At 38.5% G+C, this 12976-nt stretch carries 12 protein-coding genes; 3 read left to right on the top strand and 9 right to left on the bottom strand.

The window, feature by feature from the left end; translation table 11 throughout:
* Positions 1-4: 4 nt before the first annotated feature.
* On the bottom strand, positions 5-559 hold the full coding sequence (locus AC1M9C_RS12245) for a hypothetical protein (protein ID WP_481953790.1): 555 nt from the start codon (positions 557-559) through the stop codon (positions 5-7).
* A 128-nt stretch (positions 560-687) separates the two neighbouring features.
* On the opposite strand from AC1M9C_RS12245, the gene AC1M9C_RS12240 reads away from it, so the two are divergent.
* Entirely contained in the window at positions 688-2742 is a 2055-nt protein-coding gene (locus tag AC1M9C_RS12240; RefSeq protein ID WP_481953799.1) for a M3 family metallopeptidase, read from the top strand.
* Between the two features lie 40 nt (positions 2743-2782).
* The gene (locus AC1M9C_RS12235; protein ID WP_171076743.1) at positions 2783-2992 is read left to right on the top strand and encodes a YheV family putative zinc ribbon protein; all 210 of its coding nucleotides are present in this window, start codon (positions 2783-2785) and stop codon (positions 2990-2992) included.
* 54 nt (positions 2993-3046) lie between these two features.
* Here AC1M9C_RS12235 and AC1M9C_RS12230 read toward each other — a convergent pair whose 3' ends face one another.
* From AC1M9C_RS12230 to AC1M9C_RS12210, 5 genes are all read right to left on the bottom strand, one after another.
* Positions 3047-4432: a TRAP transporter large permease subunit gene (locus AC1M9C_RS12230; RefSeq protein ID WP_373683318.1), complete on the bottom strand. Its 1386-nt coding sequence runs from the start codon at positions 4430-4432 to the stop codon at positions 3047-3049.
* 1173 nt (positions 4433-5605) lie between these two features.
* The gene (rrtA, locus tag AC1M9C_RS12225; protein ID WP_481953789.1) at positions 5606-6193 is read right to left on the bottom strand and encodes a rhombosortase; all 588 of its coding nucleotides are present in this window, start codon (positions 6191-6193) and stop codon (positions 5606-5608) included.
* 85 nt (positions 6194-6278) lie between these two features.
* Positions 6279-7322, bottom strand: coding sequence for a hypothetical protein (locus AC1M9C_RS12220; RefSeq protein WP_481953788.1), 1044 nt, complete (start codon positions 7320-7322; stop codon positions 6279-6281).
* Between the two features lie 538 nt (positions 7323-7860).
* Positions 7861-8175: a hypothetical protein gene (locus tag AC1M9C_RS12215; protein WP_481953787.1), complete on the bottom strand. Its 315-nt coding sequence runs from the start codon at positions 8173-8175 to the stop codon at positions 7861-7863.
* A 61-nt stretch (positions 8176-8236) separates the two neighbouring features.
* Positions 8237-8497 (bottom strand): FAD assembly factor SdhE, encoded by a 261-nt coding sequence (locus AC1M9C_RS12210; RefSeq protein WP_035265169.1) that lies wholly within the window; start codon positions 8495-8497, stop codon positions 8237-8239.
* A 179-nt stretch (positions 8498-8676) separates the two neighbouring features.
* Here AC1M9C_RS12210 and AC1M9C_RS12205 point away from each other — a divergent pair, with 179 nt between their 5' ends.
* Complete coding sequence (locus tag AC1M9C_RS12205) at positions 8677-9849, top strand: acyl-CoA dehydrogenase family protein (RefSeq protein WP_035265167.1); 1173 nt, start codon at positions 8677-8679, stop codon at positions 9847-9849.
* 48 nt (positions 9850-9897) lie between these two features.
* Here the strand turns inward: AC1M9C_RS12205 and AC1M9C_RS12200 are convergent, their stop codons facing one another.
* The 3 genes from AC1M9C_RS12200 to AC1M9C_RS12190 form a co-directional block, all read right to left on the bottom strand.
* Positions 9898-11397, bottom strand: a complete 1500-nt coding sequence (locus AC1M9C_RS12200; protein WP_481586818.1) for a flavin-containing monooxygenase — start codon at positions 11395-11397, stop codon at positions 9898-9900.
* A gap of 179 nt (positions 11398-11576) precedes the next feature.
* Complete coding sequence (gene rplQ, locus AC1M9C_RS12195; RefSeq protein WP_034587447.1) at positions 11577-11942, bottom strand: 50S ribosomal protein L17; 366 nt, start codon at positions 11940-11942, stop codon at positions 11577-11579.
* Positions 11943-11960: 18 nt separating this feature from the next.
* Complete coding sequence (locus AC1M9C_RS12190) at positions 11961-12968, bottom strand: DNA-directed RNA polymerase subunit alpha (protein WP_035265161.1); 1008 nt, start codon at positions 12966-12968, stop codon at positions 11961-11963.
* Positions 12969-12976 lie beyond the last annotated feature (8 nt).

Here is a 12976-nt window from a genome sequence, read left to right as displayed (position 1 = left end):
CTTCTTATTTAATCTTTACTTTATCTGCAAGTTGATTATGTAAGGCACCAAAGCTTTGAGCTATACGTCTAGTTTCTTGATAATAAACATCATAGACAATAGTATCACTTTCATATTTTTCCCTAATATCCAGAAATGCGGTAAATTGAAATTCCACACTATTTTTTATGTCGCTAATTTCTATATCCTGTGTCAACCTATATATTAAATTTAAACTAGAAAATATTTCTTTATACAAAAATTTTAAGCCGTCAAACTTAATACTCTCTAAATTTTCTTTTTTGATATGTGAAATAGACATTAACTGTCCCATCATTACAAATATTTTTTTTGATGAGAACATAATTTCATCCCTCATTATTTTTTGATTTTCTTGCTCTTTCCATTTATCTAGCAAAATGTAACCCGCATAACCAATAAATAGAGTCGCTGACCAACCCATCATTGTTGCTAATGCACCTTTATCAAATTCTGTTTTGCCAAACAAGCAAGGGGCGAGAGCATGAAATATTAGCCAGTAGAAAAACATTCCTATAACGACAAAATTACACGCGGCCATAAATAAAGAAATGACTTCCTTTTTTTCTTTGTTCCATTTAAATCAATCCTATTAATAATTTTGTTTTTAACTTTTATCCTTGAATTCTCTATTTAAGACCCCTACATCTATAAATAACTGACATGATAATTTGGCTTATACAAATGACTTTAGAAAAGGCAACTTTGCCTGTACCCGATTTTTCTCAAATTACGCTTGATCAGCTTAAATCACAGATTGAACAAGCGATTCAAAATGGTCAACACTTTATAAACCAACTCGAGAAAGTCCCAGACACGGTACAATTACAATTAAATGTGCTCGATCAAATCGATGAGTTAGAAAACCAAATGAGCGAATCTTGGGGTATTTTGTCTCACTTAAATGCTGTGATGAACAATCCTGAAACCCGCGAGATTTATCAGTCTCTTTTACCTAGCTTAAGTGAATACTACACACAATTAGGGCAACATACTGCGCTCTATCAAACCTACCAATATGTGCATGATGCACCTATTTTTTCGGATTTACCAGAAGCTCAACAGAGTGCAATTAAACTTGCACTTAGAGACTTTAAACTCTCAGGCGTGGCTCTAGAAGGCGATGCAAAAAAACGCTACGCAGAAATATCAGCTCGTTTATCGCAGCTTTCTTCAGATTTTTCTAACCACGTTCTTGATGCCACACAATCATATTTCAAACCATTAACTGAAGATGAACTTGCTGGTTTACCTGCGAGCAGTATCGAACTTCTAAAACAATACGGTCAACAACGCGAACTCGATCAAGCCGTGGCGACATTGGATTTTCCTTCTTATCTTGCAATCATGACTTACGCAGATAAGCGAGAGCTTCGCGAAGCCTTATATAAAGCATATACCACGCGTGCGTCGGATCAGTCAGATCACCCTGAATATGACAATACTGCGGTGATGGAAGAAATTCTCAAACTGCGCCAAGAAATGGCTCAACTTTTAGGTTTTGAGCATTATGCAGCATATTCACTGGCAAGTAAGATGGCTCCAAGTGTTGAAGCTGTAGATCAATTCCTGATTGAGTTGGCAGAACATGCTCGTAAACCTGCCCTACAAGAAATTGAGGCATTAAAAGCAATTGCTCAATCTCATGGTGTAGATGAACTACAACCTTGGGACACGACGTATTTCTCGGAAAAACTCAAAATTCAACATTTTAACCTTTCTCAGGAAGCACTTAAGCCATACTTCCCTACCCCTGTTGTCGTTCAAGGTTTATTTAAAATTGTGGAGCGTTTATATGGTATTCAAGTCATTGAACGTAAAGCACCTGTATGGCATCCAGATGCACGATATTATGAGCTTGAAGATCAAGGCAGTGTCATAGGTGGATTCTATTTTGACTTGTACGCTAGAAGTGGGAAACGTGGTGGAGCATGGATGAGCGGATTCCGCTCACGTATGCAAACCAACAATGGCATGCAGAAACCGATTTGTTACATGGTCGGTAATTTTACACCACCGATTGGTCAACAATCTGCGCTTTTGACACATGATGAAGTCGTTACTCTTTTCCATGAGTTTGGACATGGTCTGCATCATATGCTCACAGAAGTAGATCATATCTCTGTAGCAGGCACACATGGTGTCGCTTGGGATGCCGTCGAGCTGCCAAGTCAGTTTATGGAGTTCTGGACTTGGGATAATGAAAGCTTGGCTTTAATCAGCCAACACATTGAAACCAAAACACCCTTACCTGAAGAACTCCTTAAGTCTCTTTTGGATGCGAGATTTTTCCAATCAGGCATGCAAACCCTTCGACAGCTTGAGTTTGCCATGTTTGATTTGAATATACATAAACAATCTCCTGCTTTAGATGCAACAGGTATTCAACAATCCTTAAACGAAATTCGTGAACAATATGCTGTTCTCCCTACAGCACCATACAACCGATTCCAAAATAGTTTTAGCCATATTTTCGCAGGGGGTTATGCCGCAGGCTACTACTCTTACAAATGGGCTGAAGTTTTAGCAAGTGATGCATTCGATCGCTTTGAACAAGAAGGGATCTTCAACCAAGAGACTGGACTTGCTTTCCGCAAGGCAGTGCTGGCTGTAGGCGGTAAAGATACAGCGCTTGATGCCTTTGTTAAATTTAGAGGTCGTGAGCCTAAAATTGATGCATTATTACGCCATCAAGGTTGGACGAATGACACTAAAACTGCTTAAACTACGCTACTAATTTTTGAAGGTGAGAGTCATTATGTCGATCAAACGTCGTTTCATTGCAGGTGCAAAATGTCCGAAATGTGAAGCTATGGATCGTATTGTCATGCTCACTTCAGGTGATTCAGAATGGATCGAATGTATTGAATGTAACTATTCTGAAAATCGTCCGACACATATAGATGAACCTCAAATGCCTGAGGTTGCAGACGAAATTGGTGTTATTCAATTTAAGCCGCGCCCAAGAAATTAAGATGTTTTAAAAAACAACAAAAAATAAGCACCCGAAGGTGCTTATTTTATTTAATTATTGATACCAACCGAATAACTTAAAGATATAAGGCACATAGGCGATAATCAACATTGCTGGAATCATCACAATCAGAGGAAGAATCCAACGTTCGTATTTGTAGTAGAACGTTTTATCTTTCACTTCTGCATCGGCAGCAGCCACCTCTTCATCACCAATCGACTGCCTTGCGAGCAAGTGATTGAGTGCAACCGGAGGTGATACATAGCCCAATTCGAAACCAATTAAAGCAATCATCCAGAAGTGAACAGGATCAATACCATAAGCGTAGGCGACAGGCGCAACTGTTGCTGAGATCAGAATCACAGCACCAAATGGGTCCATAATCATCCCGACGAATACCATGAGACATACGATCAAGGTAATCACGATATAGATATTTTCAATATCCGTTGGGAAGTGTTCCATCAACTCGATACGCTCTAAGTATCCACCAACACTGACAGACAATGCCATTAAGATCACAAGCGCCCCGATATGTCCGACTGTTTCACTTGCAGATACATGAATTGACTTCCAGAAACTCACTTTACGCGCAGGATTGTCTGGACTATCTTGCGCTGCAATTTCAGATGCTGACACTCGCGCCTTAGCTGCTTCTTGTTCAACCGAAGTATGGCTTAATGTCGTATCCCAATGTCCTACTGGTGCGAGCGGTGCTGGCTCATGACGTAATTTTTCATAAAGCACCATGACAAGTAAGATGATTGGCATCATGACTGGTGCAGTGAACTCATTCAAATTGGTATTTAATGCATACTTGTAGAATGACCACACAATCAGGAACACGATCACATAAGGAACCACTGCCACTAATGCCTTAGCGGAATTCGGGAATGCAACTGATGGCGCTGCAATACGGAATTTTTGCTCAGCAAAGAACAGAGAAATTAGTAGGAACAGTGTCGAAGTGATGAGGAAAACACCAATACCATATTGGTATAATAAGTCAGTTGTTACTTCTTTGTTCAGTGATGCAACAACAACAATCAATAGACATGGACGGAGTACCACACCAAGCGAACCCGACATCGCTGCTGTAGCCAAAGCGAATTGACGGCGTCCGCCCGCATTCCAAACTTCTTTATAAATGATCGCACCTGCAGCGATTACAAAAATACCTGATGCACCTGTATAGGCTGTAGGTAATGCAGCAGCAAGTAAGATTAACCAGGTAAGCGTTTCAGGCGCTAGATTCCATGGACGTAAAATATTTAGGAATTTATCAACAATCAAGGTCTGCTTTAACAGCATACCTGCCCAAATGAACAGTGATAGATTAAGGAAAATGGTAGAGAACTCAACCAGCTGCCCTAAATAAATCCCTTGACCCATTGGATAGTCCATCACAAAGGTAAAGTTAAATCCTGTTGTGATCGCCATATAGGCATAAAGTGGGACTGACAATAATGCCATGCCAATCGTACCACCTGGCTTCGCATTTTCTGGTACACGGAATAATTGGTACAAACTAATTAATGTCAGTGTACTGAACAAGATTATCCATAACCAATAGATGATTGTCATCTCACTGGTTGGCGGAACACCAGAGTTCAATACAGATCTATACTGACTGATCGCTGAACTGGTTAAGAAACTGTTCGCAAGTATCATTGCGACAGCGTAAACCCGATAATCTAAAACAGAACTTGGACCGCGTAGACCAATGTGGTGGATTTTAAGTGTTGCAGTGATCGCTGCAAGTACCACCATGATAATCAATAGAACTGCCTTATTTTCCGTACCAAATTGGAAAATACCAAAGAAAGTTGTTTCCATGGTTCGGTAAGTTCGTATTGAAGGGTTATCTTCTAAATACTGAATTGACTTATCGTAGAAGGCATATTTTTCTTCACATAACTGTTGACCAGCCAACACAGAGGCACGAACATCTTCTTCAGATGTTGTGCCAAAAATATCTGCAAATTCATCTTTTGCATTGGCTTGCATTTGGTTTTGAACCAGAAGGTCAATATTGGGATTTCGATCACAGACTGGCTTTTCAGGTTCGGCACGCAAGAATGAATACTGCATACCAATTTTTTCGTCACCGTATAGACTTTCACCTATACGTAACATCTGCCCGTGAATCATTTCTCCTGTCCCGATGATGAGCGTCAGTAACAGTAGAAGCAAAATCGTAAACGCAGATATCCACTCAGTCCATATATAACTAAGTAGACCTAACCCAGATCTCTTTTTAGAAGGCTCTTGCATTGTTATTCCATTATTTAATACTGCTATACATTGCCTGTACAGCTCATCTTTTCTAATTCGGGCTTAGGCAAAATCCTTTACCTAATTTCCTTACCACTTTTATCACATGAATCTGACTGATTTTTTTTTAAAAAAGAATGACTGACTTTTCCATTTTTTTTAAATTTATGCCAATTTTCATTAATCCACCTCTTAAGAGCGAGATAAAAACCAACTAAATCAGTAGGCTATACCATACTGTATTTCTTTTTTTAAACAAATATGACCTTAAAAAAATAAATGCAAAAGATTTGAAGCTGATCACACATTAAAATAAGTGATAATTAAGCATCAGAGTAATTAAGAGATGTGTGTGTCCTTTACGGAGATGTGCTGATAAATTAAAAAGAGCATGCTGAGTAATGCCCCCCATATTGCACCTGTTAAATGTGCTTCAACCAATACGGGGCTACCAATCATTTGCGCAGTATCGAGAGAACCAAAAATATTTTCCCACAAAATTTTACCCGTGATTAAAGCTAATACAAGCAGCGAGAATTTACGTTCTTTTTCAAATTTTAAAAAATAAACTGCCAAAGCCATATACATACCATGTAGTACCCCTGATAGACCTGCATAAGCTTCAACGTGAGGATAAACATAAAAAAAACTTAAACTAATTAATGGCGGTAGTGCGATCAACAAGTACAACATGTACCTAATTTTGACATATGGGAAGATGAATGGTAGACAGGCTAAACCCACCATATTCAATGCATAGTGTATCCATCCCACATGTACATAGTGAGCTGTCCATACTCGCCAAATTTCTTCATCCAATACAGGACGCCAATAGAAAAAATACTCCTGAAAAATCTGCAAACTAGCAGCAATACTGATACAGCATGCAATAAACAGTATTTTTCGAATCAGGATAGTATCTTTCATCTTTCGTATTCCTAAAAGAAAAAGAGCTTAAAGCTCTTTTTCTTGAATAACTCCATTATTAATTTTGAACAAAATTAAAAAAATCTTATTCGCCTAATGTGTTCTCGAAAAGATCATCGGCTTCATTGGTCGCTTGATCATCCCAGAAGCTCGACATTCCATCTGCTTCAGTTCGAACACCTGTATTCTCCGTCCAATAACGGTCTGAGATCGCTTGAATCATTTGTCCTGCCATATTATCCAATAACTTAAACTCTGGATTTACAGGAACTTCTTCTGCACGTGAAGCAGCATAAGTACGTAATGCATCACGTATTTTTGCATCGTCACCACTGGCTTGTGCTGCAACAGCATACAAGGCATGCGATAAGCGTACTCCTTTTTGCTCACCAATTTGCATAGATTGTTTAAGCGTTTGGTATGGATCTGGTTTGCCTGCATCAGCTCCAGGTAATAATGTCCAAATCACTGCTCGAGTAGCATTCGGTACACCCCAAAACTTGTTGTTATCAAGGCAGACCATGCCACGTTCAACAATTGCTGCGATATCTTTAGGAACATGCACTTGACCACCAGAAGCAATATCATTGGTCATCGCTTGTAAGCCACTTAACATCCCTAACAGATATACTGTTTGGTCAAGATTACGACGCATAGTTGGACATGAGTCACCTAAATTATATTTATATTTAGACTGCCAACGTTCCGCAAACAATTGATAACCCGTATATTGACGTTCGGCAGCAACAGCAGCCCAGCGCTTTTGTTCAATACGCGCATCTTGTGCTTCTGTCACTTGACCTGCTTTTGATGCTCTTAGGTATCTTAATTCTGCATCTAAGGCACGATTTTCTGCGCACATCCCTGAAGCTGAATATAAAAGAACTGCCATACGGGTCGGATCAGCACCCATATCTTTAGTCGCCATAATCACAGGAGTCAAAGCTGTGCCCTGATTACACACCATATCCACATCACCCATTGAGAGTACTGGTGGTAAGATGTGTTTTTCACTAAACGCAAGTGATGCATTCGCACCAGTTTTGATTACGTATGAACATCCAGATAAAGTTGTAGCTGCTACAACTGCAATTGCCGTGAAAAGACCTTGAGTCTTTAATTTAGACATACTTCCTGTCCTCAATTTTATAATTTTGTCATCCTTGCGATTTAAAATATCAGATGCAATCGCTGAATAAAAGTGCAGCAATGCACTTCATTAACAATTAGTCTGTCATTGATCTGAATTGAAATAATTGACTTATTTTTTGAATTGTTAAAATTTTGGGCAAAAAAAAGTAGCATTGCGACGGTTCGGCACATGCTACTTATTAAACGGTAAACTCAAGAGAGTTTATTTTGTTCATTGTTGTGGTGTTCAATTCGTTCCTTCAGCACAGTTCCTAGTCTTCCAATTATAATTGCCATAACAGCAGCAACCACTAGAAACAACCACATATGAATTTCGCTCATTTTGAAATTCCTCATTAGCTGTTGGTATATTTAATGTACTTTAGAAATTAAGATTTCACCGTATTTTTGTCTAACAATTTGATTTTCTTTCATTTTCGTCAAACAATTCATTTTTTTATTCATATTATATATTTATAAATAATTGTTTTTTATCATGTTTTAAATTTAAAAATAAAAGACTTATTGTCTAACAATTAGCCAAAACTTGCATGAGTAATCAAGCTTTTCCATTGTTTTTCATCTATTTGATCTCTCCAAATCACCAAAGAATCTAATTTCTTTTCGTTAAAACTGAGTACAACGAAGTAGTGAAAATGAAAAACTCGAGTCAGTTTTGCTTGGTATATTTTTGGATTTGAAGTCATTTGAATCGACCATAAATCTTTGTCTTGTTTTTGTAATTCACTTAATTGTGGTTTTTTTCTAAAACTCCACCAGATAATCAGTATAAATATAATACTGCTTAAAGCATAAATGAGCTCAATACTGATTAATAAAGTAATACTCATGATGAACATAAAGAAAGCGTGAAACACAGCTGAACAAAGGCTGTGTTTCAGTGAATAACGCTCATGGATTATGGACATAATCTTTTAATTTTTGAATGAATTGGCGCAATTCAGGTCGAGGTGGTTCAGAAACCTCCATAAACCAATCCAATAAATCAGGATCTTCTTGCTCAACCAATTCAGCAAACATTGCTTTCTCTTCAGGTTCAGCTTGCAAATAGTATTGCTTTACATAAGGATCAAAATACACGTCAATTTCTTTTAAACCACGACGTGCGCGATAGATAACTTTACGCTCTTCAAGCGTTAATTCATCGTACATTTTTATCCCCTAATCTGTGTTCATTCCATTTTAACTGAAGCCATGAGCTTTGTGTTTTAAAAATATCAATTGACCAAATTCATCAGTAATTCTTGCGTTTTGAGCATTCAACACATTGCACCAATGTTCAGGCTCTCTTATGTTGTGGCTATTCTAATAACACTTATGGAAATATAATTATGCAATCAGGCGCAATTCGACCAATTCCTAATATGTTGCCTCGAAAATTATTCAATGCAGAGCATGAAGCCTTTCGTGATACTGTTCGAAAATTCTATGAAAAAGAAGTCGTTCCAAATATTGCCAAATACGAAGAACAACAGCATGTAGATCGTGACTTATGGAATAAAGCGGGTGAAATGGGTCTATTGTGCACCACAATGCCTGAAGAATATGGTGGATATGGTGTAGATCGACTCTACAGTATGATCCTCATTGAAGAACAAGCTTATGCAATGGATTCATCAACTGGTTTTTCATTGCATTCGGATATTGTTGCGAACTACCTGAATAATTTTGCCAACGAAGAGCAGAAGAAAAAATGGCTCCCTAAAATGGCTTCTGGTGAAGTTGTCACTGCCATTGCGATGACTGAGCCTGGTACAGGTTCAGACTTACAAGCTGTACGAACTTCTGCAGTTTTAGATGGCGATGAATATGTCATCAATGGTTCTAAAATTTTTATTACCAATGGTTATCTATGTGACATGGCGATTGTTGTGTGCAAAACAGGTAATAGTGATAAAGGTTCAGCCAACTTATCGCTTATCATTGTCGAAGCTGATCGAGCAGGATTCACCAAAGGTAAACCACTCAATAAAATTGGTATGAAAGGACAAGATACTTGCGAATTGTTCTTTGATAATGTTCGTGTTCCAAAGGAAAATTTGATTGGTATGGAAGGCATGGGCTTCATCATGCTTATGAAAGAACTCGCTTGGGAACGTATGCTTGTTGCGATTATCTGCCAAGCAGGTGCAGAAGCTGCCTTTGCACACACAGTACAATATACAAAAGATCGTAAAGCATTTGGTAAGCCTATTGGTGCATTTCAAAATACACGTTTTAAGCTAGCAGAACTTCGAACTGAAATAGACTTCTGTCGTTCTTATTTAGATCGTTGTATGGAATTACAACTTGAGGGTACTTTAGGTGTAGATGCTGCCGCAGCTGCAAAATATAAAATTTCTGATATGTTCTCTAAAGTCGTTGATGAGTGCTTACAGTTACATGGTGGCTATGGCTTCATGCTTGAATACCCTATTGCACGCGCATATATCGATAACCGTGCAAATCGTATTTATGCCGGCACCAATGAAATCATGAAAGAACTCATATCACGTTCTTTATAAATAGAAAAAGGAAGCTTTCGCTTCCTTTTTTATTTTAATAGCTATTCATTAAGACACTAATTTAGGCTTTTTTACAGACTGTGCAGGAGCCTTCGCAAATTTTAAAATACCATCGTTAAAAGTCGCATTTTTGAGATCTTTACGATCAGCTAAATAGTTATGCGTTGCCATCCAAGGTGCCTTAGTACCTTGTTTTGGAAGTTGATCAGCCGCACGCGCAATATAACCTGATGACATTTCACCCATAACTGTTTCATCGAGCATTGCAGAATGGTCAGTTGGTGCGACAACTTCATCATAACCGTTCTGATCCATATATTTGAATAAACGGCAAATATAATCAGCAACGACATCTACTTTTAAGGTCCATGACGCGTTCACATAACCAATAACCATCGCCATATTTGGTACATCACTTACCATCACACCATTATAAAGCATATGTTCGCTAGTCTTGATCGGCTGACCATCAACAGTCGCTTTGATACCGCCCATAATTTGAATTTCTAGACCAGTTGCAGAAACAATGATATCTGCATCTAAGTGTTTACCAGATTTCAATTGAATACCATTTTCAGTGAAGGATTCAATATGATCTGTTTCAACACTTGCTTTACCACTACGTAAAATTTTGAATAAATCACCGTCTGGCACTACACATAAACGTTGATCCCAAGGATTGTAACTTGGGGTAAAGTGCTTCATATCTACTTTACCTTTCAACTGCATTTCAATAGATTTAAGAAGTAACTTGCGAACAAGTTGAGGTTGTTTTTTTGACAAAGCAAAAATTGCACGTTGCATTCCGATATTACGAGCACGCGTAAACTTATATGCCATGTCCTCTGTCATAAATTTACGTGTTTTGTCATAAACAAAATCAATCGAAGGAATTGAAGCAATATAAGTCGGTGAACGTTGTAACATTGTTACATGCCCAGCCCCACCTTTTGCCATTGCTGGTACTAATGTGATTGCAGTTGCTCCACTACCAATGATGACTACTTTCTTGCCGGTATAATCTAAATTTTCAGGCCAAAACTGTGGATGAATCAATTGACCTTTGAATTTATCTTGATTTGGAAAATCAGGTTGGAAACCTTGATCATAGTTATAATAGCCTGTGCAGCCTAAGACAAAATTAGCTTGCCAAGTTTGTTTCTTTTGATTTTGATCTTCGATTTCTACAATCCATTTTTTGATTGAAGTATCGTAATTCGCAGAAAGTACACGATGTTCAAAATGAATTTTTTCTTTAATATTGTACTCACTAACAACTTCACCCAAGTAACCTTTAATCGAAGCGCCATCTGCAAGCACATTCGCTTTACGCCATGGCTTAAAATTGTAGCCAAAAGTAGACATATCTGAGTCGGAGCGAATACCTGGGTATTTAAACAAATCCCACGTTCCACCGAAACTTTTACGACGTTCGAGTATTTCAAATTTACGGTTCGGATTATTTTTAATTAAATGTGCTGCAATTCCAATTCCAGAGATACCAGCACCAACAATAAGAATATCGACTTGCTTATCCATTTCTTTTATTAACCTTTTTATAAGAACATTTTTATTAAAACATATTTTTGACAATACACAATGTCAAGTTTGACTAAAAGTTGCAAAAAACATATCAATTCAGGTCAAGTAATGCCAATTGTTAGACAAAAAAAGGCCGGTTTATTCAACCGACCTTTTTTGAACAACTTGCGATGTTCTACACGAAATTATTTAACTTCGCGATCTACTAGCTCAACGTAAGCCATCGGTGCAGCATCACCTGCACGGAAGCCCGCTTTAAGAACACGTAGATAACCGCCGTTACGTTCTTTGTAACGAGGGCCAAGAACGGTAAATAATTTACCAACAGTTGCTGCTGAACGAGTACGAGCAAACGCTAAACGACGGTTTGCTACTGTATCGACTTTAGCTAAAGTGATTAAAGGCTCAGCTACACGACGTAACTCTTTTGCTTTAGGCACAGTTGTTTTGATCAACTCGTGTTCAAACAAAGAATTAGCCATGTTTTGGAACATCGCTTTACGATGACTGCTTGTACGGCCTAATTTCACACCACTATTACGATGACGCATGGTGATAGTCCTACTTAATTAACGACTACGATAGGCAAAACGATCGTCCATACGTAAACTAGCTGGTGGCCAGTTTTCTAAACGCATGCCGAGTTGTAAGCCTTTTGAAGCCAGAACATCTTTGATCTCAGTCAACGATTTTTTACCTAAGTTAGGAGTTTTTAACAACTCAACTTCAGTACGTTGAACAAGATCACCAATGTAGTAAATATTTTCTGCTTTCAAACAGTTAGCAGAACGAACAGTAAGCTCTAGATCATCTACTGGACGAAGCAAGATTGGGTCAACTTCTTCACGAGGTTCTTGAGCAACTGGAGCTTGATCTTTCTGAAGATCAACAAAGATTGCAATTTGTTGTTGCAAGATTGTTGCCGCTTTACGGATCGCTTCTTCAGGATCAACAGTCCCGTTTGTTTCAAGATCAATGACCAACTTGTCAAGGTCTGTACGTTGTTCTACACGAGCATTTTCAACTGTGTAAGAAACACGTTTAATCGGGCTATAAGACGCATCTAATTGTAAACGTCCCACTGGGCGAGTTTCACCTTCTGGGAAGCGAGAATCAGAAGTCTCATAACCACGACCTTGAACAACTTTCAAGCGCATTTTCAATGAGCCTGAAGCACTTAACGTGCCGATCAAATGTTCAGGGTTAACCACTTCAACATTGTGAGGTAAACGAAGATCAGCGGCAGTTACATCGCCAGGACCTTGTTTCTCTAACGTCAAATATGCTTCATTTTGATCGAACAGCTTAATAGACAATCCTTTAAGGTTCAGCAAGAGCTCGACGATGTCCTGCTGCAAGCCTTCTAAAGTACTGTACTCGTGCTCGACGCCTTCAATCTCAACTTCAACCACAGCAGCGCCAGGCAAAGATGATAAAAGAATGCGACGTAAAGCATTACCTAGAGTATGACCAAAGCCACGCTCTAAAGGTTCTAGAATCACTTTTGCCGAGGTCCCGCTTGCCGCTTCGACCTTGATCGCTTGCGGAGTTAGAAACTCGTTTGCAGTACGCGTCATTATTGCTA

The organism is Acinetobacter sp. 24-47-39, from assembly GCF_056783825.1.
The sequence above is the reverse complement of the archived record's forward strand: the minus strand, read 5'-3'. Positions and strand labels throughout refer to the sequence as shown.